Consider the following 24443-nt stretch of genomic DNA (forward strand, 5'->3'; position numbering starts at 1 on the left):
GGCCAGGCACGGCCACACCGCGACGGCGGCATGCCGCAGCGGCGCTCAGTCCAACCGCTGCGGCCGGTTCGGCAGTTCGTCGTGCCCGGCTTGCCCGGGCTGCGCCGGGAAATGCGCGGCCAGCAGCGCCGAGACCGCCGCCACGCCGGCGATCACCGCCTGCTCGGGCTGGCCGGCGCGCATGTCGCGTTCGATCAGCGCGCAGACCTCGCGCCACTGCGCTTCGTCCACGCGCGCGTGCAGGCCGCGGTCGGCCACGATCTCGATGCGATGGTCGGCCAGCAACAGGTAGATCAGCACGCCGTTGTTGGCCTCGGTGTCCCAGGTGCGCAACTGCGCGAAGGCCTGCTCGGCGCGCGTGCGCGGCGCCATGCCGCGCAGCAGCGCCGCCGGCGCCAGCGCCGATTCGACCGCGAACATCACCTGCCCGCGGTGCAGCCGCTCGCCGTCGGCGATCGCCGCGCCGATGCGCTCCAGGCTGGCGTCCGGGAACAGGCTGCGCGCCGACGGCGCGAACAGATGACGAAGCAGGCGCATCACCAACTCCCCGAGGCGCCACCGCCTCCCGAACTGCCGCCGCCACCGCCCCAGCCGCCACCGCCGCCGAAGCCACCACCTCCGCCGCCCCCACCGAAGCCTCCGAAGCCGCCACCGAAACCGCCGCCGCCCCAGCCGCCGCCACCCCAACCACCGCCGCCGCCGCCGACCGAGCGGCCGGGAGAGATGCCCGACAGCAGCCCCAGCACCAGCCCGATCGCGCCGGTCAGCGCGCCGACGAACAGCGACAGGCTCAGCAGCAGACCGACGCCGCCGCCGGCGACCGCCGCCAGCACGCCGCGCAGCGGCCGCGGCGCGCGCGCGAACAGCACCTGCGCGACGAACGCGGCGAACAGGCCGCCGAAGAAGCCGAGCGGCAGCTTGCCGCCGGAGCGCCCTTCGGCGACGTGGGTGCTCACCGGCGCCGGCAGCTGTTCGCCGTCGATCAGCTTGACCAGCATCGCGGTGGCCTCGGCGATGCCGCCGGCGTAGTCGCCGGCCCGGAAGCGCGGCGCCAGGTACTCCTGGATGATGCGGTTGGCGGTGGCATCGGGAATGGCGCCTTCCAGGCCGTAGCCGGGCTGGATGCGCACGCGCCGGTCGTCCTTGGCCACCACCAGCAGCACGCCGTCGTCCACGCCCTTGCGGCCGATCTGCCACTGGTCGAACACGCGCTGGGTGTATTGCTCGATCGTCTCCGGCGCGGTGCTGGCGACCACCAGCACCTGCAGCTGGCTGCCCTTGCGCTGCTGCAGCTGCACCGCCTGCTGCTCAAGTTGCAGGCGCTGGGTCGGCTGCAAGGTGCCGGTGGTATCGACCACCGGCGTGTCCAGCGGCGGGATCGGCGCCTCACCGGCCGCCTGCGCCCAGGCCAGCAGCGGCAACAGCGCCAGCAGCAGCGCCCCGAACCAGGCATGCCGGCCGCGGCGCGCGTGGCGCTGGCGGATCGTCGCATCGTTCATTGCGGACTCCTGCCGACGCATTCGCGCGCGGCATCGAAGGAAAGGAACGCAGCGGCGGCGTGAGCGGGCACGAGAGCGACACCGCGCGCCGCTGGCCCGCCCGCCGCCGTCCAGCCGTAGCCGCAGCGCAGGCAGAGTGCAGCGGTGCCGTCGTCGGCGCCGCTGCGCGCTGCTTACTGCGCGGGCGCGGGCTGCGGCGGCTGCTGTGACGCTGGCGGTTGCGGCGCCTGCTGCGGCTGCGCCTGCGGCGCGGTCTGCGCCGGCTGGCCGCCGAAGTTCACCGCCGGCGCCTCGGAGATCTGCGCTTCGTTGGCCACGCTGAAGTTCGGCTTTTCCTTGTAGCCGAAGATCTTCGAGGTGATCACCTGCGGGAACGAGCGGATGTAGGTGTTGTAGTCCTGCACCGCCTGGATGTAGCGGCCGCGCGCCACGGTGATGCGGTTCTCGGTGCCTTCCAGCTGCGCCTGCAGGTCGCGGAACGACTGGTCGGACTTGAGGTTGGGATAGTTCTCGGTGACCACCAGCAGCCGCGACAGCGCGCTGGACAGCTCGCCCTGCGCCTGCTGGAACTGCTGCAGCGAGGCCGCGTCGTCGGCGTTGACCTGGACCTGGCCGACCCGCGCGCGCGCATTGGTCACGTCGGTCAGCACCTGCCGCTCCTGGTCGGCGTAGCCCTTGACCGTGTTGACCAGGTTCGGGATCAGGTCGGCGCGGCGCTTGTACTGGTTCAGTACCTCCGACCAACTGCCCTTGACCGCCTGGTCCTTCTGCTGGATCGCGTTGTAGCCGCAACCGGACAACAGCGCCACCACGGCGGCGAGAAACAAGGAACGGGACAACAGGCGCATGGCGCTCTCCGGCGTGAAGACAGGGCGCAGCTTGCCACGCCCCCTGTGAAAACGCAGCCCCGCCGGGCTCAGCCGTTCACCATTGGCCGGCGCCGGGCACGTGGTGGGCGGCGGCGCGGCGGCGCATCAGCAGGTTCAGCCACTCCACCAGCACCGAGAAGCCCATCGCCGCGTAGATGTAGGGCTTGGGCACGTGCACGTCCAGGCCGTCCAGGATCAGCACCACGCCGATCATCAGGATGAACGCCAGCGCCAGCATCTTCACCGTCGGGTTGGCGTCGATGAAGCGGCCCAGCGGGTTGGCCGCCAGCAGCATCACCGCCACCGCCAGCAGCACCGCCGCCACCATCACCGGGATATGCTGGGCCATGCCGACCGCGGTGATCACCGAGTCCAGCGAGAACACGATGTCGATCACCGCGATCTGCGCGATCACCATCCAGAACACGCCCGAGGCCTTGCTGGTGGTGGGATCGGCATCTTCGCCGCCGGTGATCATCTCGCGGATCTCCATCGTGCCCTTCACCAGCAGGAACAGGCCGCCGACGATCAGCACCAGGTCGCGCACCGAGATGCCCATGCCGGCGACGCGGAACAGTTCGCCCTGCATCCGCGCCAGGAACGCCAGCGACACCAGCAGCGCGATGCGGGTCAGGCACGCCACCGCGATGCCGAACTTGCGTGCCGCCGGGCGCTGCGCCTCCGGCAGCTTGCCCACCGCGATGGAGATGAACACCAGGTTGTCGATGCCCAGCACGATTTCCAACGCGCTCAGCGTCAGCAGCGTCAGCCAGGTGTTGGGATCGGCGAGAAACTCGAAAGCCATGGGGTCGAATCCTTTAACGATAAGAAAGACAAGCGGTCACAGCACGCGCGGCAGCAGGATCAGCCCCCAGCACAGCACCACGTTGGCCAGCATCAGCAGCACCGCGGCCGAGCCCATGTCCTTGGCGCGGCCGGCCAGTTCGTGGTGCTCGGGCCCGTAGCGCTCGATCACCGCCTCGATCGCGGAATTGAGCAGTTCCACCGCCAGCACCAGCAGCAGCGAGCCGATCATCAGCGCCTGCTGCACCGGCCCCTGCCCCAGCCACAGCGCCAGCGGCGCCAGCAGCACGCACAGGCACACCTCCAGCCGGAACGAGGACTCGTGCAGCCAGGCCGCGCGCAGCCCCTGGCAGGACCAGCGCAGCGCCATCAGCATCCGGCGCGGTCCGCGCGGCAGGTGCCCGAATTGGTCGGCCATGCGTCAGGCCCGGCCTGGGGAGCGAGGACGCGACGGCGACGGCCGGAAGGGAACGGTCATGGGCGATGGCGAAGCGGGCTAGGCGCCAATTTTGCCACAAGCCCCCGCCCGCCGCTGCGCGCGGCCGGCGCCGGCGTCGATTTGCCTGCGGTGCGGCGCCTGCGGCACCATCGCCGCTCCCGTCGCATCTGGAGGCGCCCCATGCCCCGTTCGCCGCTGCGCGCCGCGCTGCTCGCCACCTGCCTGTTCCTGCTGGGCCCGCATTCGGCACTGGCGCTCACCCCGCCCGCTCCGCCGCAGATCCCCGAGCAGGTCTCCAATCCGGCCTGGGAAGAGGACATGGCGCGCTTCGCCCAGGCCGACGCCGCGCATCCGCCCAAGCCCGGCGGCGTGCTGTTCGTCGGCAGTTCCTCGATCCGCTTCTGGCAGTCGCTGGCCAGCGACTTCCCCGGCGTGGACACGCTCAACCGCGGCTTCGGCGGCTCGGAGATCCGCGACAGCACCTGGTACGCCGACCGCATCGTGGTGCCGTACAAACCCCGCCTGATCGTGTTCTACGCCGGCGACAACGACCTCAACAGCGGGCGCAGCCCGCAGCAGCTGCGCGCCGATTTCCTGGCCTTCGTGGCGCGGGTGCGGCGCGACCTGCCCGGCGTGCGCATCGCCTACATCGCGATCAAGCCCAGCCCGGCGCGCGCGGCGCTGCTGCCGAAAGTGGCCGAGGCCAACGGACTGATCCGCAAGGCCGCCGCCGGGCTGAAGCAGGTCGAGTTCATCGACGTGTACACGCCGATGCTCGGCAAGGACGGGCAGCCGCGCGCCGAGCTGTTCGGCCCGGACCACCTGCACATGAACGCCGCCGGCTATGCGCTGTGGCGCGACATCGTGCGGCCCTACCTGAAGCGCTGAGGCACCGCGCCGGCGCGGCGCACGCCGCTGCGCGCCGACCGCTCCGGCCGGTTCACCTGGCCGGATCGAACCTGACCGTGGCGGTGGTGCCGCCGCCCTCGGCGCTCTCCAGCCCGATCCGCCAGCCGAAGCGCTCGCACAGCCGGCGCACGATCGACAGGCCCAGCCCGGTGCCCTGCGGGCGGTCCGGTTCGGCGCGGAAGAACGGTTCGAACGCGCGCTGCAGCGCTTCGGCGGACATGCCGATGCCGGTGTCGCGGATGCTGATGCGGTCGGTGCCGATCTCGACCTCGATGCTGCCGGCATCGGTATAGCTGCAGGCGTTGCGCAGCAGGTTGCTGACCACCACGTGCAGCACCCGCGGCGGCGCGTGCAGGCGGGCGACGGTGAGCGCCTTGACGGTCAGGGTCACCGGCTTGCCGGCCAGCAGCTCGCGCGCGTGCTCCGCCTCGTACTCGACCACCTCGGCGACGTCGAACGTCTCGCTCTGCGGCACCACGTCGGCTTCGCGCGCCAGGATCAGGAACGCGTCGATCACCGCCTCCATGTCGCGCCCGGCGCGCTGGATGCGCTGCAGGCTGCGGCCCAGCCGCGGCGGCAGGTCCGGATCGGTCATCGCGATGTCGCTGGCGACGCGGATCACGGTCAGCGGCGTGCGCAGCTCGTGGCTGGCGTCGCGGGTGAAGTTGCGCTCGCGCGAGACGTGGTCGGTGACGCGCAGGGCCAGCGCATGCAGCGCGGCGGCCAGCTGCCGCGATTCGCCCTGTACGTCGGCCGGCAGGTTTTCCGGCGCCAGGTCGGCGGTGGACGGATGCCGCGGATCCCACTGCGACACGCGCCGCGCCAGCCAGTTCACCGGCGACAGCAGGCGCCGCGAGGCGCGGTGGGTCAGCCAGCCCACCACCACCACCGCGACCAGGGTCAGCAGCGCCGGCACGATGCCGAACCAGAACGCCAGCCGCTGCGCCTGCGCACGCAGGAACACCAAATACAGGCGCCCCTGCTCGGTCTCGTCGACCAGCACCATCTCCCCGCCCGGGCGGTTCTCGTGCATGCCGCGGGACAGGCCGCGCAGGTTCGCCGGCAGCGCCGCCTCCGATTGCCCGGCCGGCAGCAGGTAACCGCGCAAGGTATGGCTGTTGGGCGGCGGCTGCGTCGGCGATTGCGCGTGTAGGCGCCAGTAGTGCGCGGCTTCCTGGCGCATCACCGAACCCACCAGCGAATGCTGCACCACCGCCACCACCACGTAACTGCCCAACGCGACGATGCAGCCCGCGAACAGGATGCGGGCGATCAGGGCAAGGCGGATTTTGCGCGGCAACCCGTGCGGCATTACAGCTTCCGTGTTTCTTCGCCGCGATTATAGGAGGGCGGATCGTGAATCAGCCGTGCAAGCAGGCCCCGTTCCTGGGGCCTGTTGCGCAGCAAACGCGGCGTCGCTCAGCTCATCGGCTGGGCGATGTCGGCGATGCGGTAGCCGGCGCTCTGCACGGTGTGCAGCAGCGGCCGGTCGAACGGCTTGTCGATGATCTTGCGCAGGTTGTACAGGTGGCTGCGCAGCGTGTCCGAATCCGGCAGGCCGTTGCCCCAGATCTCGCGCTCGATCTCCTGGCGGGTGACCACGCGCGGCGATTCGCGCATCAGGATGGTCAGCAGGCGCAGGCCGATCGGCGACAGCTGCAGCTCGGTGCCGGCACGGGTGGCGCGCATGCTCACCGGGTCCAGCACCAGGTCGGCCACCTTCAGCACTTCCGAGCCGACCTGGCGCCGCTCGCGGCGGATCAGCGCACGCAGGCGCGCTTCCAGTTCCTGGATCGCGAACGGTTTGGTCAGGTAGTCGTCGGCGCCGAAGCCCAGCCCGGTGAGCTTGTCGTCGAGCGTGTCGCGCGCGGTCAGCATCAGCACCGGCGTGGACTTGCGCGCGTCGTTGCGCAAACGGCGGCACACTTCGATGCCGTCCAGGCGCGGCAGCATCAGGTCCAGCACCACCACGTCGTAGCTGTTTTCCGCCGCCAGGCGGTAGCCGTCCAGGCCGTCGCAGGCGTAATCCACTTCGAATCCGCGGCCTTCCAGATACTCGCCGATCATCTCGGAGATGTTGCGGTTGTCCTCGACGACCAGAACGAGTCCGGAGGTTTCCTTGGTCTGACGCATAGAGCTTCCTCAGTCTTCAGCTTTGTGAAACATGCCGGAAGCGGGGTGGTGACGGCGTGAAGAACGCTTCATGTGCCTGACGGGTTCGAAAATCACCCGCCGATCAAGGGTTTGAGCTTGGGCCACACGTTGTCCAGGACCTTCGGCTGGCCGGCGGCGGTGGGATGCAGGCCGTCGTCCTGCATCAGCGCCGGGTTCAAGGCCACGCCTTCCAGCAGGAACGGCAGCAGCCCGGTCTGGTACTGCTTGGCCAGGTCCGCGTAGACCGCCCGCAGCCGCTGCCGGTAGGCCGGCCCGTAGTTCGGCGGCACGTCGATGCCCAGCAGCAGCACCTTGGCGCCGGCGTTGCGGCTGAGCACGATCATCTTTTCCAGGTTGCCGCGCAGCTCCGCCGGGGTCAGCCCGCGCAGCGCGTCGTTGCCGCCGAGTTCGATCACCACCACCGCCGGGCGGTGCTTGAGCAGCAGCGCCGGCAGCCGGGTCAGCGCGCCGGAGGAGGTCTCGCCGCTGATGCTGGCATTGACTACGGCCGGTGGCGCCTGCATCTGTTGTTGCAGGCGCCGCTCCAGCAGCGCCACCCAGCCGGCCTGGACCGGGATGTTGTGCGCGGCGCTGAGGCTGTCGCCGACCACCAGCACCGGGCCGGGCGCACCTTTGGCACAGGCGATGGCGGGCAGCAGCAGGCACCATGCCAACCAGGCCCATGCCCAGGCGCTGTGCGTCCAGGCCGGCGTTCCTTTCGTTTCGTTGCCACGCATCCGGAGATTCCTCATCGACAGTCTGGCCCCCACTCCCCGCACCGGTATCGCGATCGACGTCCGCGATGTCGGCAAATCCGTCAGCGGACCGGAGGGCACGGTCCACATTCTCGACAAGGTCGGATTGACCATCGGTGAAGGCGACAGCGTCGCCATCGTCGGCGCCTCCGGGTCGGGCAAGACCACCCTGCTCGGCCTGCTCGCCGGGCTGGACCTGCCGACCCAGGGCGAGATCGTCCTGGCCGGGCAATCGCTCAACGCGCTGGACGAGGAGGCGCGCGCGGCCCTGCGCGCGCGCGAAGTCGGCTTCGTGTTCCAGAGCTTCCACCTGCTGCCCTCGCTGACCGCCGCGGAAAACATCGCGCTGCCGCTGGAACTGGCCGGGCGCGAGGACCCGGCGCGGGTGCGCGAGGTGCTGGAGGCGGTGGGCCTGAGCGCGCGGGCGCGGCACTACCCGCGGCAGCTGTCCGGCGGCGAGCAGCAGCGCGTGGCGCTGGCGCGCGCGTTCGTGGCGCGGCCGCGGATCCTGTTCGCCGACGAACCCACCGGCAGCCTGGACCAGGCCACCGGCCAGCAGATCAGCGACTTGCTGTTCGCGCTCAACGCCGGCAGCGACACCACCCTGGTGCTGGTCACCCACGACCTGCGCCTGGCGCAGCGCTGCGAGCACCGCTACCGGCTCGACCGCGGGCGCCTGGGCCCGGCCGAAGCGGTGGCCGCGGCATGAACGTGCTGCGCCACGCCGGGCGCGCGCTGCGCCGCGAACTGTTCGCCGGCGACCTGCTGACCGTGTTCGCCGCGCTGGTGCTGGGCGTGGCGGTGATGACCGCGGTCGGCACCCTGGTCGACCGCGTCACCCTGGCGCTGACCGGCAGCGCCGCCGAGGTGATCGGCGGCGACCTCGGCGTCACCGGGCGCCAGGACATCCCCGCCGCGTTCGCCGAGGAGGCGCAGCGCCGCGGCCTGCGCAGCGCGCGCCTGGTCAGCTTCCCCAGCGTGCTGTTCCACGGCGAGGCCAGCCAGATGGCCAACATTAAGGCGGTCGGCGCCGGTTACCCGTTGCGCGGCGAATTGCGGGTGGCGCGCGACGCCGCCGGAGCCGGCAGCGAACGCGCCGGTCCGCCGCCGCGCGGCCAGGCCTATGCCGACCCGCGCCTGCTCGAGGCGCTGGGGCTCAAGCTCGGCGACGACCTGGAATTCGGCGCCGGCACGCTGCGCGTGACCCGGGTGCTGCGCGCCGAACCGGACGCTTCCGGCGAACTGATGCAGCTGTCGCCGCCGTTGCTGGTCAACCGCGCCGACGTCGACGCCGCCGGCCTGCTCGGCCCCGGCAGCCGCGCCTCGTACCGGCTGATGTTCGCCGGCGCGCCGGGCGAGATCGCCGCGCTGCGCGAATGGCTGGCGCCGCGCGCCAAGGCGTTCCGCCTGGTCGGCATCGAGGACACCCAGCGCGGCGTGCGCGGCGCCTTCGACCGCGCCGGCCGCTTCCTGGCCCTGGCCGCGCTGCTGGCGGTGCTGCTGGCCGGCGTGGCCACCGCGCTGGCGGCCAACCGCTTCGCGCTGCGCCGCATCGACACCGTCGCGGTGCTGCGCTGCCTGGGCGCGCGCCAGCGCGACATCCTCGGTGCGCTGGCGCTGCAGTTGCTGCTGCTGGCGATCCCGGCCTGCGCGCTCGGCGTGGGCCTGGGCATGCTGGCGCAGATCGGCCTGGTCGAGGCGCTGGGCAGCCTGATCCCGAACCGGCTGCCGCTGCCGCAGGCGACCCCGGCGCTGGCCGGCGCCGGCATCGGCCTGTTGCTGCTGCTCGGCTTCGGCCTGCCGCCGCTGCTGCGGCTGCGCGACGTGCCGCCGATGCGCGTGCTCAACCGCAGCTTCGCCGCGCTGCCGCCGACCTCGCTGCTGGTCTACGCCGCCGCGCTGGTGGCCACCGTGGTGCTGGCGGTCTACGCCACCGGCGACGGCCTGCTCGCGGCCTGTGTGCTGGGCGGGCTGACCCTGCTGGCCGCGCTCGCCGCGGCGGTCGGCGCGCTGCTGCTCGCCCTGCTGCGGCGGCTGCAGTCGCGCCTGCGCGGGCCGTGGAAACTGGGCCTGGCCGCGCTGACCCGGCGCCGCGCGCTGAGCGTGGTGCAACTGGTCGGGCTGTCGCTGTCGCTGTGCGCGTTGCTGCTGCTGGCGGTGATCGGGCCGGGCCTGCTCGGCCAGTGGCGCGACCGCCTGCCGGCGGACACGCCGAACTATTTCCTGATGAACATCCAGCTCGACCAGGCCGAGCACGTGCTCGGCACGCTGCGCGGGCTCGGCGTGCGCGACGCGGCGGTGGAACCGTTCAGCACCGGCAAGCTGGTGGCGATCAACGGCAAGCCGCCGCAGCGCCAGGACCAGGGCCCGGAAGACGACGGCGACGGCGTCGACCGGCCGATCAACTTCTCCTGGCGGCATGCGTTTCCCGCCGCCAACCGCCTGCTGTCCGGACGCTTCTGGGCCGCCGACAGCACCGCGGCGGAAGCCTCGGTGGAGGAGGCCTGGGCGCAGCGCTACGGCCTCAAGCTCGGCGATCGCATCACCCTGCTGCTCGGCGAACAGCAGCGCAGCTTCACCGTGACCAGCGTGCGCAAGGCCGACTGGGATTCGTTCCGGGTCAACTTCTTCCTGCTGCTCAACGCCGGTGCGGTGCAGGATGCGCCGTACAACCTGATCTCCGCGTTCCACCTGCCGCGCGGTTCCGCCGCGCAGCTGAGCGGGCTCAGCCGCACCTACCCGAACGTGTCGCTGCTGGACATCGACGCGATCCTGGGCCGGGTGCGCGAAGTGATCGACCGCGTGGCGCAGGCGGTGCAGCTGGTGATGGGCTTCAGCCTGCTGGCCGGCGCGCTGGTGCTGCTGGCGGCGCTGCAGGCCACCGCCGGCGAGCGCCGCTACGACAGCGCGGTGCTGCGCACGCTGGGCGCGCGCCGCGGCCAGCTGCGCGGCGCGGTACTGGTGGAATTCGGTGCGCTCGGCCTGCTTGCGGCGATCCTGGCGGTCGGCGCGGCGGCGGGCATCGGCGTGGTGGTGGCCAAGCAGGCGTTCGAGCTGACGCTGTCGCCGCCGTGGCCGGCGTTGCTGCTGGGCGGGCTCGGCGGCGTGCTGCTGAGCCTGCTGGCCGGCTGGTCGGGCACGCGCCGCATCCTGCGCACGCCGCCGGCGCTGGCGCTGCGCGAGAACTGAGCGCGTTGCGGCCCGGCGCGCCGGGCCGCCGCACATATGCCGGTTGCGTATAAGCACCATCCGAATCGTTGCTTCAACGCGCGCCTGGCGCTGCCTACAGTGGAATCGACGCCGCGTGCCGTGCGCGCGGCGTCGATTCCTCCGCAGACGAGGCCAGACGCATGGCGCGCGCATCCACCGCAACACGGCCTGCCCCCACCGCGGCACCGGCGGTCCGCATCGAACCGTTCGCCGCGCCGCTGGGCGCGCAGGTGCTGGGCCTGGACCTGGCGCAGCCGCTGGACGCGGCCACCTTCGCGCTGCTGCACCGCGCGCACCTGCACTACCACGTGCTGGTGTTCCGCGACCAGCGCATCACCCCGGCGCAGCAGGTCGCCTTCAGCCGTCGCTTCGGCCCGCTGCAGATCCACGTGCTGCGCCAGTTCCAGCTGCCCGAGCAGCCGGAAGTGCTGGTGGTGTCCAACATCAAGGAGAACGGCCAGCCGATCGGGCTGGGCGATGCCGGGCACTACTGGCACTCGGACCTGTCGTACAAGCCGACGCCGAGCCTGGGCTCGATGCTGCTGGCGCAGGAACTGCCGGCCGAGGGCGGCGACACCCTGTTCGCCAACCAGCACCTGGCCTGGGACACGCTGCCGCCGGAGCTGCAGCGCGCGGTCGACGGGCGCCTGGCCGAGCACAGCTACCTGGCCAAGTACGAGGAGCTGCGTGCGCGCAATCCGTGGCGGCCGGCGCTGACCCAGGCGCAGATCGACGAGGTGGCGCCGGTGCGCCACCCGATCGTGCGCACCCATCCTGAAACCGGGCGCCGCGCGCTGTTCGTCAGCGAACATTTCACCACCCGCATCGTCGGCCTGCCGCAGGACGAAAGCGACGCGCTGCTGCAGGCGCTGTTCGCGCACAGCAGCGCCGATCCGCTGGTCTACCGGCATCGCTGGCAGGCGCACGACATGGTGTTCTGGGACAACCGCTCGGTCACCCACCTGGCCGGCGGCACCCCGGACCACCTGCGCCGGCGCCTGCACCGCACCACCATCGAAGGCGACGTGCCGTTCTAGGCCGGCGCCAGCACACCGCATTGCCCCGCAACGTAGCCCTCCCCCCGCAACGGAGCGACGCATGACCGCTTTCGATTCGCCTGCTTTTTCCCCGGCCGCAGCGCCGTCCGTTGCCACGCCGCGGCGCCGGACGCTCTGGTGCGCCGCCGCGCTGCTGGTTGTCGCGCTGTTGCACAGCCTGCCCGCGCGCGCCGAAGGCCGGCTGCGCATCGCCAAGCAGTACGGCATCGTCTACCTGCTGCTGGACGTGGCCCAGGCGCAGAAGCTGATCGAGAAGCACGGCAAGGCGGCCGGCATCGACATCCAGGTCCAGACGCTGCAGCTGTCCGGCGGCGCGGCCGCCAACGATGCGCTGCTGTCCGGCTCGATCGACGTGGCCGGCGCCGGCGTCGGCCCGCTGTTCACGCTGTGGGACCGCACCCGCGGCCGCCAGAACGTGCGCGGCGTGGCCTCGCTGGGCAACTTCCCCTACTACCTGATCAGCAACGATCCGCGGATCAGGACCCTGGACGACTTCGGCCCGCGCGACCGCATCGCGGTGCCGGCGATCGGCGTGTCGGTGCAGTCGCGGCTGCTGCAGCACGCCTCCGCGCAGCGCTGGGGCGAGAAGGCCTACAACCGGCTGGATGCGCAGCAGGTGGCGTTGCCGCATCCCGACGCGGCCGCGGCGATCATCCGCGGCGGCACCGAGATCACCGCGCACTTCGCCAGCCCGCCGTTCCAGGAACAGGAGCTGGCGCGCAATCCGAAGGCGCACATCGTGCTCGATTCGTACGCGATCGAGGGCGGCCCCACCTCGGCCACGGTGCTGTACGCCACCGAGAAGTTCCGCCGCGACAATCCCAAGACCTACCAGGCCTTCGTCGCCGCGCTGGCCGAGGCGGCGGTCTTCGTGCAGCGCCAGCCGGAACAGGCGGCGGACCTGTTCGTGCGTGCCAACGGCGGCAAGATCGACCGCGCGCTGGTGCTGCGCATCCTCAAGGACCCGAAGGTGCAGTTCAAGACCGCGCCGCAGAACACGCTCAAGCTCGGCCAGTTCCTGTACCGGATCGGCGCGATCAAGCAGGCGCCCGGCGCGGTCAAGGACTATTTCTTCGACAGCGCGCACGTCGCCGGGGGCAGCTGAGATGAGCGCATTCGCCTTGGCGCCTGCGCCGCTGCTGCAGGTCGATCGGGTCAGCCTGGAATACGCCGGCGGGACGCGCGTGGTGCGCGCCACCCACCAGGTCAGCTTCGACGCGTACGCCGCCGACCGCCTGGTGCTGCTCGGCCCGTCGGGTTGCGGCAAGTCGACCCTGCTCAAGGCCATCGCCGGCTTCGTCGCGCCCGTCCAGGGGCAGATCCGCCTGGACGGGCAGACGCTGCGCGCGCCGGGCCCGGACCGGGTGGTGGTGTTCCAGGAATTCGACCAGCTGGCGCCGTGGAAGACGGTGCGCCAGAACGTCGCCTTCGGCCTGCGCGCGGCGCGCAAGCTGGGGCGGCGCGAGGCGGCCGAGCGCGCGCAGCATTACCTGCAGAAAGTCGGGTTGTCTGCGTTCGCCGACGCCTATCCGCACACCTTGTCCGGCGGCATGAAGCAGCGCGTGGCGATCGCGCGGGCGCTGGCGATGCAGCCGCGCGTGCTGCTGATGGACGAGCCGTTCGCCGCGCTCGACGCGCTGACCCGCCAGCGCATGCAGGAGCAGCTGCTGGAGCTGTGGGACGAAGCGCGCTTCACCCTGCTGTTCGTGACCCATTCGATCGACGAGGCCTTGCTGGTCGGCAACCGCATCGTGCTGTTGTCGGCGCATCCGGGCCAGGTCCGCGCCGAACTCAACAGCCATGGCTTCGGCCCCGCCAGCGTCGGCAGCGCGCCGTTCCAGCAGGCCGCGCAGCGCATCCACCGGCTGCTGTTCGATCCGCCCGGCGACAGCGGCGCCGACACCGCGGCCGCGGCCGCGGCGGTCGCCGGCAACGTGGCGCCGTTGCGCCGGCGCGCGCCGCTGCGCGAGGCCGCGCCATGAGCGCCGCCGCGCCGCTGCGGCCGCCGATCCGCGCCGAGTACGAGCGCCCGGTCGTTGCCTACGTCGCGACCGCATCGGCGCCGGCGCTGCCGCAGCGGCGGATGCCGGACTGGCTGCGCCAAACGCTGATCCTGCTCGCGCTGGCCGGATTGTGGGAGGCGGCCGCGTACTGGCTCGACGACGACCTGCTGCTGCCGGGCTTCATGCAGACGGCACGCGCGTTCGCCGACGGGCTGTGGTCGGGCGAACTGCTGGGCCGCGTCGGCGCCTCGCTGCGCATGCTGGCGCAAGGCTATGCGCTGGGCGTGGTGCTGGCCTTCGCGCTGACCGCGCTGGCGGTCTCGACCCGGATCGGCCGCGACCTGCTGGGCACGCTGACCGCGATGTTCAATCCGCTGCCGGCGATCGCCCTGCTGCCGCTGGCCCTGCTGTGGTTCGGCCTGGGCAACGGCAGCCTGGTGTTCGTGCTGGTGCACGCGGTGCTGTGGCCGCTGGCGCTGAACACCTATGCCGGCTTCCAGGGCGTGCCGGAGACGCTGCGCATGGCCGGGCGCAACTACGGCCTGCGCGGCCTGCGCTACGTGGTCGCGATCCTGGTGCCGGCCGCGCTGCCGGCGATCCTGTCCGGGCTGAAGATCGCCTGGGCCTTCGCCTGGCGCACGCTGATCGCCGCCGAACTGGTGTTCGGCGCCACCTCCGGCCAGGGCGGCCTGGGCTGGTACATCTTCCAGAACCGCAACGAGCTGTACACCGACCGCGTGTTCGCCGGGCTGGCGATGGTGATCCTGCTCGGCCTGCTGGTGGAAGGCGCCGGCTTCCGCGTGCTGGAGCGGCTTACCGTGCGCCGCTGGGGCATGCAGCGCTGAGGCTGGAGACGGCCGGGGCTGGAGGCGGCTGCGAGAACGAGGTCGCCGCCCTGCTGCGCGCCGCGGAGATCGCCCGGCTAAGCCACTGCTGGCAGCGCGGCCTGATCGAATCGTTTAGCTTGACCTGAGCGGGTTGTCGATCGGCTTGCCGTTCATCGTCACCCTGCGCGAGCGCAAAGGCCTGGGCTATCACCCGGTGACCGACCTGCAAGGCCGTCGCCGCGGCGCGGCGCATGCGCCGGGGTGCATGCGCGGCCAGTGACGAAAAAAGGAAGGCGCGACGCCGGCCGCCTTCCCACCCTGGTTTCGCGCCGGCGCTTGCGCTCAGCGTTCGGCGGGCGCCGGTTCCACCCATTGCGCGAACACTGCGGCGATCTTCGCATCGGCCACGGGCTTGCCCTGCTGCACCGCCTCGGCCTGCTCGAACAGCGGCATGATCATCGCCATGCCGTCGAGCTTGGTCTTCAGGCGCACGCCCGGCGGCTTGCCGAGGAAGGCGTCCCAGTGCGCGCGCACCTTGGCCCAGTAGCCCTGCGTCGCCTTCCAGTAGGCGTAGGCCGGGGCGAAGTCGACCTCATTGGTCTTGACGTAGTCGTTGAAGCCGAATTCGCGCGCGATCGGCTGCTGGCTGCCGTCGGGCTTGCGCAGCACCTTGGTGTTGAACTGCTCGTGGGTCCAGCCGGCGGGGGTCAGCGTGTGCCGGTTGATCACCGCCAGCGCGTTGTAGTCGCTGCGCTTGGTGTACTCGCGCCGCGGCAGCGGACGCCAGCTCAGGTCGCTGGTCCAGGTCGGGTGGCCGTCGGCGTAGTCCCAGCGGCCGGTGCCGCAGTAGCGCGGCGCATCGCTGACCTCGTACACGCACTGGGTCCAGGCGCCGCGGGTGGCCGCCGCGGCGAGCGGGCGCACCTGCCAGGTCTGGTCGGCGCTGAACTCGAACCGCTGCGGCGCCTCGTAGTTCCAGTCCTGGCGCCAGTGCTTGGTCACGTGGCCGCTCTTGGTGTCGACCAGCAGATGCTGCAGCACCACCTTGCGCGGGCTGTCCTCGACCACGATCACCACTTCGTTGGCGCCGCTGCGCATCGCCGGCGCGCGCTCATAGCCGGGCTTGAGCAGCACGGTCTCGTCGAAGGCGAAATCCACCAGGTACTCGCCCTGCATCGCCAGGATGCTGGCGCGGTCGCGTTGCGGATCGGCGTCCTGGGCTTGGGCCAGGCCGGTAGCGGCGAGCAGGAGCAGCAGAAGCGGTGATTTCATCGTCGTGGTCGGTCGCGGTAGCTGAGGAAGAAAGGAGAAATACGCCCTACAGGCGCAGCAACGGCCAAGGCCGTTGCGGATCGTGGCGCGCGGCCGGCTGGCCGGTGCGGGCGCAGCAGCAGTCGTCGACCAGCACCTCGCCCTCGGCCGCTTCCAGCCGCGCGATGCGCCGGGCGATGCTGGCGCCCAGCGGCGAGACGCTGGCGACGCTGGCCGCCAGTTCGCCGTCGCTGGCGTGCAGGCGCAGCGCCCGCGCGCGCCAGCCGTCGCCGCTCAGGCGCCCGGCCACGCGCCGCCACAGGCGCTCGGCGACGCCGGCCTCGGCGCCGCCGCCGTGGATCGCCGGCAACGCCGACAGCAGCGCGTCCCAGGCGACGAAATCGCTGTCCGGCAGCAGGTACAGGCGCCAGCAGCAGCGTTCGTTGCGGTCGTAGAAGCACAGGCTCTCGAGCAGGCCGTCGCTGTCCACGCCCAGCTGCGCGCCGACCCGCCACGCATGGTTCCAGCCCATCAGTTCCGCGCCCAGCTGGGCGCGGTACAGGCACAGCACGGTGCCCAGCGCCGCCAGCTGCGCCGGGCGCGGCAGCGGCGCGGCTGCGGCGATCCGGGCCGCGTCGGTGGTCGCTGGCGCCGCCTTGCCCATACGCCGCTACCAGTCCAGCGCCAGGCTGACCGAGACGTTGCGCCCGGCGCCGGTATAGCGGTCGAGCACCGCGCTGCTGGCCAGGGTCGCGCTGGGCAGGGTGTTCCAGTCGATGTAGCGGCGGTCGGCCAGGTTGAACACGCCGACGTTGAGCCTGGCGCCGGGAGTGAAGTTCCAGTGCGCGAGCAGGTCCAGCGTCGCGTAGCCGGGCGGCGTGTAGTAGGTCGCCGACGCCGGGCGCTTCTTCTTCGCCACGACGGTGCCGACCAGTTGCGCGCCCCAGGTCTCGCGGTCGTAGGCCAGGCCGAGCACGCCGCGCAGCGGGTCGATCGTGTTCAGCGGTGCGTCGTCGGTCTTGTTGTCGCCGCGCGCATAGGCGGCGCTGGAATGCAGCGACCAGCCTGCCCAGCGCTCGGAGAGCGCGCCGAAGTCGACGCCGGCCTTGGCCTCCACGCCCTTGATCACCACATGATCGACGTTGCGCGACTGGTACAGCATCAGGCCGTCGGCGTTGAAGCCGACGAAGCTGTAGGACTCGATGAAGTCGCGGTAGTCGTTGTAGTAGCCGCTCAGGCCGAAATAGCCGGCCGCGGCGGTGTAGCGCAGGCCGAGTTCGGCGCCCTTGCTGGTTTCCGGCTTCAGGTCCGGATTGGCGATCGCGGTGTAGCCGACCACCAGGTTGGTGAACCCGATGTTGACGTCGTTGTACGGCGGCGCGCGGAAACCGTGCGCGTAGTTGGCGTACAGCGACCAGGCGTCGTCGATGCGCCAGATCGCGCCGAGCTTGGGCGAGACGTTGCTGTCGGTGACCTTCTTCGCCGCCACGCCGGGATTGTCGGCGGCGAAGATCGCGTCCACCTGCGGCGACAGCCGGTAGTAGTCCACGCGCAGGCCCGGGATCAGGCTGAAGCGGCCATCGGCCAGGCGCATCTCGTCCTGCAGGTAGGCGCCGGCCTTGGTGGTCTCGGTGACCGGGAAGTCGCGCACCGGGAACGTCTCCAGGCCCACCGTCTTGCTGATCGCGCCGGTGCCCAGGTTCTGCGTGTAGCCGTCGCGCTTTTCGTGGGTGTCGCTCCACGACAGGTCGATGCCGTAGCTGAAATCGTGGACCACGCGGCCCTGGTCCACCTGCTTGTGCAGGTTGGCCTGCAGCCCGTACAGGCGCTGGTCGAAGTTGTGTTCGGTATGGCGCAGGGTGTTGTTGCTGCGGCGCTCGTCGGTGCGCTGCAGGCTTTCGCTGTCCTGCCGGTACAGCTGCCACTGCAGGTCGTCGGCGAACGCGGCGTCGAGCTGGTCCACTTCGTGCGCCAGCGACACGCGGGCGCGGGTCTGATGGTCGCGGCCGCGCTGCGACAGGATGCTGGCGGTGACGTTGCTCAGCGCATCGATGCGGGAATAGTCCTCGTTGCCGTCCACGGTCAGCTTGAAGCGCTGGTTCGCGCTCGGCGCGTAGACCAGCTTGCTGAGCAGGCTGCGGCCGTCGCTGCTGAGCGGGTTGGGCGCGGTGCGCGCCGCGCCGGTGCTGCGGTTGTCGCCCTGGGTCTCGCTTTCCTGGCCCTGGCGGTGGCTGACCGCGGCCATGCCGCTCCAGCGCTCGCCGCCGAAGGCGACCAGCGCGCCGCCGAACAGGCCGTCCCATTCGCTCTCGTAGCCGAACTTCAGCCCCACGTAGCTGTGCTTGCCCGGCGCCAGGTAGTCGGCCGGATCCTTGGTCACGTAGGCGACCACGCCGCCGAGCGCGTCCGAGCCGTACAGCGAGCTGGCCGGGCCGCGCACGATCTCGACCCGCTTGAGCGTTTCCATGTCGACGAAGTTGCGGTTGGCGTTGAGATAGCTGCCGAAGCTGAAGCTGTCCGCGACCGGGATGCCATCGGTCTGGATCAGCACGCGGTTGCCGTCCAGGCCGCGGATGCGGATGCCGCCGATGCCGCTGAAGCGGCCGCTGTTGCCGGTGACCGAGACGCCGGGCGTATAGCGCAGCAGGTCCTTCAGGTCGTGCACCAGCTCCTGGTCCATCTGCTCGCGGTCGATCACCTCGACGCTGCTGGGCACGTCCACGATCGCGCGCTGGGTGCGGGTGGCGGTGACCTGCAGGCGGTCGAAATCGCGCGGGGTGGCGGCATCGGCAGGCGCGGCAGCGTCTGCGGGGGCGGGAGCGGCATGCGCGCAGGCGGCCAGGGCCAGCCACAGCGCGCCGGTGAGCGGAGCGGTACGGATCATGGAAGTCATCGGTGGGTCGCGAAAGACCCGGCCACGCCGGCACACAGGCCGGCGCAAGGGCCGGGGGAGAGAAACGGTCGCGACTGCGGGCGGCCGCGGCGGACGCAGCGGTCCGGCCAGGTGGCGGCAGTGTCGAACGGGTGGCCTGGCCGCGCGTTGCGCGGCCGGGCGGGTCACTTGGTCAGGATCAGCTTGTCGTTGCTGGTATGGCGCAGGCGATAGACGCGGTCGCCATGCTGGATCAGCACCTCGCGGCGCCCTTTCAGCAGCGCCTCGCTGCTGATCGTCTCTTCGGCCGGCACTGCGCGCGGCAGCGCGCGCTCGCGCAGGCTCAGGGTCTCGGGATGACGCAGCAGGACGGGTTGAGCGGTCATGGTCGGGCTCCGTACACAGGGGTCGATACGGATGATAATGATTCTCAATAATTAAGCAAGAGCCGTTCTCGTTTGCGTCGATTCAAGCTACGGATCGAAATTCGGTCATCGAAAGTCAAAACGAATCGCCTGCCCCGCTCGGCGCCTTCCCACTCGACCGCCGCCGACGGCGCGCCCGCTCAGGCCACCGCCGCCTCGACCTGCGCCCACCACGCCGGGTCTTCGCGCTCGGCCAGCGGCAGCGCGTCGAAGTTCTCCAGCAGCTGCGCCACGCGGCTGGCACCGAGGATCACCGTGGACACGTGCGGATTGCGCAGGCACCAGGCGATCGCCAGCGCCGCCGGCGCCACGCCCTCGGCGGCCGCCAGCGCGGTGAACGCGCGCGCGCGCTCGACGCGGCGCTGCGCCGGCGGCCCGATCACCTCCTCGTGCAGCCAGGCGTTGCCGGCCTGGCCCAGCCGCGAGGCCGGATCGATGCCGTCGTTGTACTTGCCGGTCAGCAGGCCCGAGGCCAGCGGCGACCAGATCGTGGTGCCCAGGCCGAGTTCGGCGTACAGCGGCGCGTACTCGCGCTCCACGCGCTGGCGATGCAGCAGGTTGTACTGCGGCTGCTCCATCGACGGCCCCTGCAGGCCCAGCGCCTGCGCCAGCTGCGCGGCCTCGCGGATGCGTTCGGCCGGCCATTCGGAGGTCCCCCAGTACAGCACCTTGCCCTGCCGGATCAGCGCGTCCATCGCGCGCACGGTTTCCTCCACCGGCGTGTCGGCGTCGGGGCGGTGGCAGTAGTACAGGTCCAGATAGTCCACCCGCAGCCGCTTGAGCGCGGCGTGGCAGGCGTCGGTGACGTGCTTGCGCGACAGCCCGCGCTGGGTCGGGCGCGGCGCGTCGACCGCGCCGAAGTAGACCTTGCTGGACACGCAATAGCCATCGCGCGGCAACCGCAGGTCGGCGATCACGTCGCCCATCACCTGTTCGGCGCGGCCGCGCGCGTAGACCTCGGCGTTGTCGAAGAAGTTGACGCCGTGGTCCCAGGCGGCGGCGATCAGGTTGCGCGCTTCGTCGCGGCCGATCTGTCCGCCGAAGTTGATCCAGGCGCCGAACGACAGCGCCGACAGCTGCAACCCGGTGGCGCCGAGGCAACGGTAGTGCATGGCTACTCCTCCTGTACGGGCCGGCACCATGGCCGGCGGGCGGCCGCACAGTGTAGCGGGGCCGGGGCGCGCGCCCAGCGTCGCGCGGCGCCTCGATCGGCCAGCGGTTTCCCGCGCTGAACGGGGTTTGCCTTGCCGCCCGTCACCCCCTGCACTAGGCTTCCTCTCTTTGGTCCGGCGATCCAGGGGAAGCAGATGGTCGAGGGTTTGGGGAGGATCGGCTTCGGCCTGTTCGGGTTGGCGGTGTTGATCGGGATCACCTGGCTGTTCTCGAACAACAAGCGCGCGGTCGATTGGAAGCTGGTCGCGACCGGCCTGATCCTGCAGATCGGCTTCGCCTCGCTGGTGCTGCTGGTGCCGGGCGGACGCGAGGTCTTCGACTGGCTGGGGCAGCTGTTCGTGAAGGTGCTGAGCTTCGTCAACGAAGGCTCCCGCTTCATCTTCGGCGGCCTGCTGGACACCAAGACCTACGGCTTCATCTTCGCCTTCCAGGTGCTGCCGACGATCATCTTCTTCTCCGCGCTGATGGGCGTGCTCTACCACCTGGGGGTGATGCAGGCGGTGGTGCGGGTGATGGCCTGGGCGATCACCAAGGTGATGCGCGTGTCCGGCGCGGAGACCACCAGCGTCTGCGCCAGCGTGTTCATCGGCCAGACCGAGGCGCCGCTGACGGTGCGCCCGTACATCCCGAAGATGACCGAGTCCGAGCTGCTGACGATGATGATCGGCGGCATGGCGCACATCGCCGGCGGCGTGCTGGCCGCGTACGTGGGCATGCTCGGCGGCACCGACCCGGTGGAGCAGGCGTTCTACGCCAAGCACCTGCTGGCGGCGAGCATCATGGCCGCGCCGGCGACGCTGGTGGTGGCCAAGCTGCTGATCCCGGAGACCGGCACGCCGCTGACCCGCGGCACGGTCAAGATGGAAGTGGAGAAGACCACCAGCAACGTCATCGACGCCGCCGCCGCCGGCGCCGGCGACGGCCTGCGCCTGGCGCTGAACATCGGCGCGATGCTGCTGGCCTTCATCGCCCTGATCGCGCTGGTCAACGCGCCGCTGACCTGGCTGGGCGACGCCACCGGCCTGGCCGCGGCGATCGGCCGCCCGACCAACCTGTCGACCATCTTCGGCTACCTGCTGGCGCCGATCGCCTGGGTGATCGGCACGCCGTGGGCGGACGCGACCACGGTCGGTTCGCTGATCGGGCAGAAGGTCGTCATCAACGAATTCGTCGCCTACAGCGAGCTGGCGCAGATCGTCAAAGGCCAGGTCCCGGGCATGAGCCTGAGCGCCGAGGGCCGGCTGATCGCCACCTACGCGCTGTGCGGCTTCGCCAACTTCAGCTCGATCGCGATCCAGATCGGCGGCATCGGCGGCCTGGCCCCGGAGCGCCGCCACGACCTGGCGCGGTTCGGCCTGCGCGCGGTGCTGGGCGGCTCGATCGCCACCTTCATGACCGCCACCATCGCCGGCGTGCTGTCGCACTTCGGCTGATGCCGTTCCCCTTCCCCCAGTACCCGTTGAGAAGCAGCACATGCCTATGAGTTCGGTCATCGTCGTCGGTTCGTTCAATGTCGACCACGTCTGGCGCTGCGACACCCTGCCCGCCCCCGGCGCCACCATCGCCGGCCGCTACAGCACCGGCCCCGGCGGCAAGGGCTTCAACCAGGCGGTGGCGGCAGCGCGCGCCGGCGCCCGCACCACCTTCGTCTGCGCGCTCGGCGACGACGCCGGCGGGGCGATGGCGCGCGCGCTGGCCGCGCAGGACGGCATCGACCTGGCCGCCGAGGCCAGCACCGAGCCGACCGGCACCGGCGGCATCTACGTCGACGGCCACGGCCGCAACACCATCGTCATCGGCGCTGGCGCCAACGCCGCGCTGAGCCTGGACTTCGTGCAGGCGCAGCGCGCGCTGCTGGGCTCGGCGCGGGTGCTGCTGGCGCAGCTGGAGTCGCCGATCGAGACCATCGAGGGCACCCTGGCGCTGGCGCGCGAGACCGGCCTGACCACGGTGCTCAACGCGGCGCCGGCCAATGCGCAGACCAGCATCGGCCTGCTCAAGCTGGCCGACGTGCTGACCCCGAACGAGACCGAGTTCGTCGCGCTGCTGGCGCGCCACGTCGGCGAGCGCGTGGATGCCGACGACGTCGCCGCCGTCGATGGCGGCAGCCTGCACGCGCTGTGCCGCAAGCTGCTGCCGGGCGGCACCGTGGTGGTGACGCTGGGTGCGGTGGGCGCGTTCATCTCGCACCCCGACGAGCGCATGCGCGGCGATACCCAGCCGTACTACCGCATCGGCGCCGAGGCCGCGCAGACCGTGGACACCACCGGCGCCGGCGACGCCTTCAACGGCGCACTGGCGGCCTCGCTGGCGCAATCGCCCAACGCCGCCTTCGCCACCCACGTGCGCTTCGCCAACCACTACGCGGCGCGTTCGACCGAGGCCGAGGGCGCCGCGGCGTCGATGCCCGCGCTGGTGCCCGAGCTGGGCTGAGCGCGCGCCGGCCGCCGCCCAGCCGTCCCGCTACAGCGCCCGTCGCCGCGACGGGCGCGCATCCGACAAGGAGTTCCCGATGCCACGTTCTTCCGTCATGTCGTTCGTCGCGCTGTGCCTGTTGCTGGCGCCGCTGTCCGCGCTCGCCGCGCCGCGCTGCGACTGGAACAGCATCGCCGCCGATGCCGACCGCGCCACGGCCACCGTGTCCGTGCGCACCCTGCAGCAGGCGATCGCGCCGAGCTACGAGGACGCCGACATGGAGGCCGGCGCGGCGCTGGCCCGCACCCTGCTGCAACGCGCGCAGGCGCCGCAGGCGCCGGGCACGCTGGACGGCCGCTGGAAGGTGCGTTCGATCCAGGTCGACCGCCGCTTCGCCTACGCCTATCCCTACTTCAAGGCCGAGATCGGCGCCGATCCCTGCGGCTACCGCCTGCGCAAGACCAGCGGCTCGCAGCGCAGGAGCGGCACGCTGTATCCGCTGGCCGCCGGCAGCCGCGAATTCGCGTTCCTGGGCGCCAGCACCGTCAACGACGAGCCGGAAGGCCGGTACGCGCCCGGCAACGTCTCCGACGGCACCCACGGCAACAGCGTCGGCCGCCTGGTCGCGCTGGGACCGGACGAGCTGCTGCTGATCCTGGACGGCAACGCCGACGGCTTCGAGCTGTACCAGCTGATCCGCTGAGCCGTTGCGCCGCTGGGCGGCGCCCGGCGCGCAGTTGGCAGCGGCCGCCGCGGCGGCGACAATGCCCGCATGCGCATCGGCCCCTACACGATCGAACCGAAGGTGATCCTGGCGCCGATGGCCGGGGTCACCGACAAGCCGTTCCGGCTGCTGTGCAAGCGCCTGGGCGCCGGCCTGGCGGTGTCGGAGATGACCATTTCCGACCCGCGCTTCTGGCAGACCCGCAAATCGCTGCAACGCATGGACCACGCCGGCGAGCCGGACCCAGTCAGCGTGCAGATCGCCGGCACCGAGCCGCAGCAGCTGGCCGAGGCCGCGCGCTACAACGCCGACCACGGCGCGCAGCTGATCGACATCAACATGGGCTGCCCGGCGAAGAAGGTGTGCAACGCCTGGGCCGGCTCGGCGCTGATGCGCGACGAGGCGCTGGTGGCGCGCATCCTCACCGCGGTGGTGAACGCCTCGCCGGTGCCGGTGACGCTGAAGATCCGCACCGGCTGGGACTGCGACCACCGCAACGGCCCGGCCATCGCCCGCATCGCGCAGGACTGCGGCATCGCCGCGCTGGCCGTGCACGGCCGCACCCGCGACCAGCACTACAGCGGCCAGGCCGAGTACGCCACCATCGGCGAAATCAAGGCCGCGCTGCGCATCCCGGTGATCGCCAACGGCGACATCGACTCGCCGCACAAGGCCGCGCAGGTGCTGGCCGCGACCGGCGCCGATGCGGTGATGGTCGGCCGCGCCGCGCAGGGCCGGCCGTGGATCTTCGGCGAGATCGCGCACTACCTGGCCAGCGGCGAGTTGCTGCCGGCGCCGTCGCTGCCGTTCGTGCGCGACACCCTGCTCGGCCACCTGCAGGCGCTGCACGCGTTCTATGGCGAGGCGCAGGGGGTGCGCATCGCGCGCAAGCACCTGGGCTGGTACGCCAAGGACCGCCCCGAGAACGCGGCGTTCCGCGCCGTGGTCAACCGCGCCGAGACCGCGCAGGCACAGCTGGCGCTGACCGCCGACTACTTCGACGCGCTGATCGCCGGCGTGGCGCCCGCTTTGCCCGCGGCGGCCTGAGCGCCGCCG

25 protein-coding genes are annotated in these 24443 nt (G+C 71.4%); 12 read left to right on the top strand and 13 right to left on the bottom strand.

The window, feature by feature from the left end; all coding sequences use genetic code 11:
- Nucleotides 1-45: 45 nt before the first annotated feature.
- The 5 genes from OCJ37_RS16490 to OCJ37_RS16510 form a co-directional block, all read right to left on the bottom strand.
- Nucleotides 46-537, bottom strand: a complete 492-nt coding sequence (locus tag OCJ37_RS16490) for a TPM domain-containing protein (protein ID WP_263110777.1) — start codon at nucleotides 535-537, stop codon at nucleotides 46-48.
- Nucleotides 537-1499: a TPM domain-containing protein gene (locus OCJ37_RS16495; protein WP_263110778.1), complete on the bottom strand. Its 963-nt coding sequence runs from the start codon at nucleotides 1497-1499 to the stop codon at nucleotides 537-539. Before OCJ37_RS16495 ends, OCJ37_RS16490 begins: the two co-directional genes overlap by 1 nt.
- A 173-nt stretch (nucleotides 1500-1672) precedes the next feature.
- Entirely contained in the window at nucleotides 1673-2347 is a 675-nt protein-coding gene (locus OCJ37_RS16500; RefSeq protein ID WP_263110779.1) for a LemA family protein, read from the bottom strand.
- 76 nt (nucleotides 2348-2423) lie between these two features.
- Nucleotides 2424-3173: a TerC family protein gene (locus OCJ37_RS16505; RefSeq protein ID WP_263110780.1), complete on the bottom strand. Its 750-nt coding sequence runs from the start codon at nucleotides 3171-3173 to the stop codon at nucleotides 2424-2426.
- Between the two features lie 36 nt (nucleotides 3174-3209).
- Nucleotides 3210-3590 carry a diacylglycerol kinase gene (locus tag OCJ37_RS16510; protein ID WP_263110781.1) on the bottom strand — a complete coding sequence of 127 codons (381 nt, stop codon included), beginning with the start codon at nucleotides 3588-3590 and terminating at the stop codon, nucleotides 3210-3212.
- Between the two features lie 201 nt (nucleotides 3591-3791).
- Between OCJ37_RS16510 and OCJ37_RS16515 the strand changes: the two genes are divergently transcribed.
- Entirely contained in the window at nucleotides 3792-4499 is a 708-nt protein-coding gene (locus tag OCJ37_RS16515; RefSeq protein WP_263110782.1) for an SGNH/GDSL hydrolase family protein, read from the top strand.
- Between the two features lie 52 nt (nucleotides 4500-4551).
- Here the strand turns inward: OCJ37_RS16515 and OCJ37_RS16520 are convergent, their stop codons facing one another.
- The 3 genes from OCJ37_RS16520 to OCJ37_RS16530 all read right to left on the bottom strand — a co-directional run bounded on the left by OCJ37_RS16520 (nucleotide 4552) and on the right by OCJ37_RS16530 (nucleotide 7465).
- Nucleotides 4552-5832, bottom strand: a complete 1281-nt coding sequence (locus tag OCJ37_RS16520; protein ID WP_263110783.1) for a sensor histidine kinase — start codon at nucleotides 5830-5832, stop codon at nucleotides 4552-4554.
- A 107-nt stretch (nucleotides 5833-5939) separates the two neighbouring features.
- On the bottom strand, nucleotides 5940-6653 hold the full coding sequence (locus OCJ37_RS16525) for a response regulator transcription factor (protein ID WP_003481607.1): 714 nt from the start codon (nucleotides 6651-6653) through the stop codon (nucleotides 5940-5942).
- A gap of 92 nt (nucleotides 6654-6745) precedes the next feature.
- On the bottom strand, nucleotides 6746-7465 hold the full coding sequence (locus OCJ37_RS16530) for an arylesterase (RefSeq protein ID WP_263113718.1): 720 nt from the start codon (nucleotides 7463-7465) through the stop codon (nucleotides 6746-6748).
- A gap of 70 nt (nucleotides 7466-7535) precedes the next feature.
- Between OCJ37_RS16530 and OCJ37_RS16535 the strand changes: the two genes are divergently transcribed.
- The 7 genes from OCJ37_RS16535 (at nucleotide 7536) to OCJ37_RS16565 (ending at nucleotide 14807) form a co-directional block, all read left to right on the top strand.
- Nucleotides 7536-8138 carry an ABC transporter ATP-binding protein gene (locus OCJ37_RS16535; RefSeq protein ID WP_263110784.1) on the top strand — a complete coding sequence of 201 codons (603 nt, stop codon included), beginning with the start codon at nucleotides 7536-7538 and terminating at the stop codon, nucleotides 8136-8138.
- Nucleotides 8135-10618: an ABC transporter permease gene (locus OCJ37_RS16540; RefSeq protein WP_263110785.1), complete on the top strand. Its 2484-nt coding sequence runs from the start codon at nucleotides 8135-8137 to the stop codon at nucleotides 10616-10618. Before OCJ37_RS16535 ends, OCJ37_RS16540 begins: the two co-directional genes overlap by 4 nt.
- Before the next feature lie 161 nt (nucleotides 10619-10779).
- A complete protein-coding gene (locus OCJ37_RS16545; RefSeq protein ID WP_263110786.1) occupies nucleotides 10780-11676 on the top strand; it encodes a TauD/TfdA dioxygenase family protein in 897 nt (298 codons plus the stop codon).
- A 61-nt stretch (nucleotides 11677-11737) separates the two neighbouring features.
- Nucleotides 11738-12802: an ABC transporter substrate-binding protein gene (locus OCJ37_RS16550; RefSeq protein ID WP_263110787.1), complete on the top strand. Its 1065-nt coding sequence runs from the start codon at nucleotides 11738-11740 to the stop codon at nucleotides 12800-12802.
- A gap of 1 nt (nucleotide 12803) precedes the next feature.
- Nucleotides 12804-13679 carry an ABC transporter ATP-binding protein gene (locus OCJ37_RS16555; protein WP_263110788.1) on the top strand — a complete coding sequence of 292 codons (876 nt, stop codon included), beginning with the start codon at nucleotides 12804-12806 and terminating at the stop codon, nucleotides 13677-13679.
- A complete protein-coding gene (locus tag OCJ37_RS16560) occupies nucleotides 13676-14545 on the top strand; it encodes an ABC transporter permease (protein WP_263110789.1) in 870 nt (289 codons plus the stop codon). The genes OCJ37_RS16555 and OCJ37_RS16560 overlap by 4 nt, the downstream gene beginning before the upstream one ends.
- Nucleotides 14546-14678: 133 nt before the next feature.
- The gene (locus OCJ37_RS16565; protein WP_263110790.1) at nucleotides 14679-14807 is read left to right on the top strand and encodes a hypothetical protein; all 129 of its coding nucleotides are present in this window, start codon (nucleotides 14679-14681) and stop codon (nucleotides 14805-14807) included.
- A 62-nt stretch (nucleotides 14808-14869) separates the two neighbouring features.
- Here OCJ37_RS16565 and OCJ37_RS16570 read toward each other — a convergent pair whose 3' ends face one another.
- From OCJ37_RS16570 to OCJ37_RS16590, 5 genes are all read right to left on the bottom strand, one after another.
- Nucleotides 14870-15799, bottom strand: coding sequence for a DUF6607 family protein (locus OCJ37_RS16570; RefSeq protein WP_263110791.1), 930 nt, complete (start codon nucleotides 15797-15799; stop codon nucleotides 14870-14872).
- 46 nt (nucleotides 15800-15845) lie between these two features.
- Nucleotides 15846-16442 (bottom strand): Hemin transport protein, encoded by a 597-nt coding sequence (locus OCJ37_RS16575; protein ID WP_263110792.1) that lies wholly within the window; start codon nucleotides 16440-16442, stop codon nucleotides 15846-15848.
- 6 nt (nucleotides 16443-16448) lie between these two features.
- Entirely contained in the window at nucleotides 16449-18662 is a 2214-nt protein-coding gene (locus OCJ37_RS16580; RefSeq protein ID WP_263110793.1) for a TonB-dependent hemoglobin/transferrin/lactoferrin family receptor, read from the bottom strand.
- 173 nt (nucleotides 18663-18835) lie between these two features.
- Nucleotides 18836-19036, bottom strand: a complete 201-nt coding sequence (locus OCJ37_RS16585) for a hemin uptake protein HemP (RefSeq protein ID WP_263110794.1) — start codon at nucleotides 19034-19036, stop codon at nucleotides 18836-18838.
- Between the two features lie 179 nt (nucleotides 19037-19215).
- Nucleotides 19216-20187 carry an aldo/keto reductase gene (locus OCJ37_RS16590; RefSeq protein WP_263110795.1) on the bottom strand — a complete coding sequence of 324 codons (972 nt, stop codon included), beginning with the start codon at nucleotides 20185-20187 and terminating at the stop codon, nucleotides 19216-19218.
- Nucleotides 20188-20382: 195 nt separating this feature from the next.
- Here OCJ37_RS16590 and OCJ37_RS16595 point away from each other — a divergent pair, with 195 nt between their 5' ends.
- The 4 genes from OCJ37_RS16595 (at nucleotide 20383) to dusB (ending at nucleotide 24434) form a co-directional block, all read left to right on the top strand.
- Nucleotides 20383-21681: a NupC/NupG family nucleoside CNT transporter gene (locus OCJ37_RS16595; RefSeq protein WP_263110796.1), complete on the top strand. Its 1299-nt coding sequence runs from the start codon at nucleotides 20383-20385 to the stop codon at nucleotides 21679-21681.
- Between the two features lie 46 nt (nucleotides 21682-21727).
- Nucleotides 21728-22681 carry a ribokinase gene (locus OCJ37_RS16600; protein WP_263113719.1) on the top strand — a complete coding sequence of 318 codons (954 nt, stop codon included), beginning with the start codon at nucleotides 21728-21730 and terminating at the stop codon, nucleotides 22679-22681.
- A gap of 79 nt (nucleotides 22682-22760) precedes the next feature.
- Entirely contained in the window at nucleotides 22761-23366 is a 606-nt protein-coding gene (locus tag OCJ37_RS16605; RefSeq protein WP_263110797.1) for a DUF4893 domain-containing protein, read from the top strand.
- A gap of 69 nt (nucleotides 23367-23435) precedes the next feature.
- Nucleotides 23436-24434, top strand: coding sequence for a tRNA dihydrouridine synthase DusB (gene dusB / locus OCJ37_RS16610; RefSeq protein ID WP_263110798.1), 999 nt, complete (start codon nucleotides 23436-23438; stop codon nucleotides 24432-24434).
- Nucleotides 24435-24443 lie beyond the last annotated feature (9 nt).

The sequence above is a fragment of the Xanthomonas sp. AM6 genome (genome assembly GCF_025665335.1).
Lineage (GTDB): Bacteria > Pseudomonadota > Gammaproteobacteria > Xanthomonadales > Xanthomonadaceae > Xanthomonas_A.

Excerpts from the sequence above, each read along its gene's own strand:
- OCJ37_RS16490 (WP_263110777.1), bottom strand. The coding sequence starts at position 537 with ATGCGCCTGCTTCGTCATCTGTTCGCGCCGTCGGCGCGCAGCCTGTTC.
- OCJ37_RS16495 (WP_263110778.1), bottom strand. The coding sequence starts at position 1,499 with ATGAACGATGCGACGATCCGCCAGCGCCACGCGCGCCGCGGCCGGCAT.
- OCJ37_RS16500 (WP_263110779.1), bottom strand. The coding sequence starts at position 2,347 with ATGCGCCTGTTGTCCCGTTCCTTGTTTCTCGCCGCCGTGGTGGCGCTG.
- OCJ37_RS16505 (WP_263110780.1), bottom strand. The coding sequence starts at position 3,173 with ATGGCTTTCGAGTTTCTCGCCGATCCCAACACCTGGCTGACGCTGCTG.
- OCJ37_RS16510 (WP_263110781.1), bottom strand. The coding sequence starts at position 3,590 with ATGGCCGACCAATTCGGGCACCTGCCGCGCGGACCGCGCCGGATGCTG.
- OCJ37_RS16515 (WP_263110782.1), top strand. The coding sequence starts at position 3,792 with ATGCCCCGTTCGCCGCTGCGCGCCGCGCTGCTCGCCACCTGCCTGTTC.
- OCJ37_RS16520 (WP_263110783.1), bottom strand. The coding sequence starts at position 5,832 with ATGCCGCACGGGTTGCCGCGCAAAATCCGCCTTGCCCTGATCGCCCGC.
- OCJ37_RS16525 (WP_003481607.1), bottom strand. The coding sequence starts at position 6,653 with ATGCGTCAGACCAAGGAAACCTCCGGACTCGTTCTGGTCGTCGAGGAC.
- OCJ37_RS16540 (WP_263110785.1), top strand. The coding sequence starts at position 8,135 with ATGAACGTGCTGCGCCACGCCGGGCGCGCGCTGCGCCGCGAACTGTTC.
- OCJ37_RS16545 (WP_263110786.1), top strand. The coding sequence starts at position 10,780 with ATGGCGCGCGCATCCACCGCAACACGGCCTGCCCCCACCGCGGCACCG.
- OCJ37_RS16550 (WP_263110787.1), top strand. The coding sequence starts at position 11,738 with ATGACCGCTTTCGATTCGCCTGCTTTTTCCCCGGCCGCAGCGCCGTCC.
- OCJ37_RS16555 (WP_263110788.1), top strand. The coding sequence starts at position 12,804 with ATGAGCGCATTCGCCTTGGCGCCTGCGCCGCTGCTGCAGGTCGATCGG.
- OCJ37_RS16560 (WP_263110789.1), top strand. The coding sequence starts at position 13,676 with ATGAGCGCCGCCGCGCCGCTGCGGCCGCCGATCCGCGCCGAGTACGAG.
- OCJ37_RS16570 (WP_263110791.1), bottom strand. The coding sequence starts at position 15,799 with ATGAAATCACCGCTTCTGCTGCTCCTGCTCGCCGCTACCGGCCTGGCC.
- OCJ37_RS16575 (WP_263110792.1), bottom strand. The coding sequence starts at position 16,442 with ATGGGCAAGGCGGCGCCAGCGACCACCGACGCGGCCCGGATCGCCGCA.
- OCJ37_RS16580 (WP_263110793.1), bottom strand. The coding sequence starts at position 18,662 with ATGATCCGTACCGCTCCGCTCACCGGCGCGCTGTGGCTGGCCCTGGCC.
- OCJ37_RS16585 (WP_263110794.1), bottom strand. The coding sequence starts at position 19,036 with ATGACCGCTCAACCCGTCCTGCTGCGTCATCCCGAGACCCTGAGCCTG.
- OCJ37_RS16590 (WP_263110795.1), bottom strand. The coding sequence starts at position 20,187 with ATGCACTACCGTTGCCTCGGCGCCACCGGGTTGCAGCTGTCGGCGCTG.
- OCJ37_RS16595 (WP_263110796.1), top strand. The coding sequence starts at position 20,383 with ATGGTCGAGGGTTTGGGGAGGATCGGCTTCGGCCTGTTCGGGTTGGCG.
- OCJ37_RS16600 (WP_263113719.1), top strand. The coding sequence starts at position 21,728 with ATGAGTTCGGTCATCGTCGTCGGTTCGTTCAATGTCGACCACGTCTGG.
- OCJ37_RS16605 (WP_263110797.1), top strand. The coding sequence starts at position 22,761 with ATGCCACGTTCTTCCGTCATGTCGTTCGTCGCGCTGTGCCTGTTGCTG.
- dusB (WP_263110798.1), top strand. The coding sequence starts at position 23,436 with ATGCGCATCGGCCCCTACACGATCGAACCGAAGGTGATCCTGGCGCCG.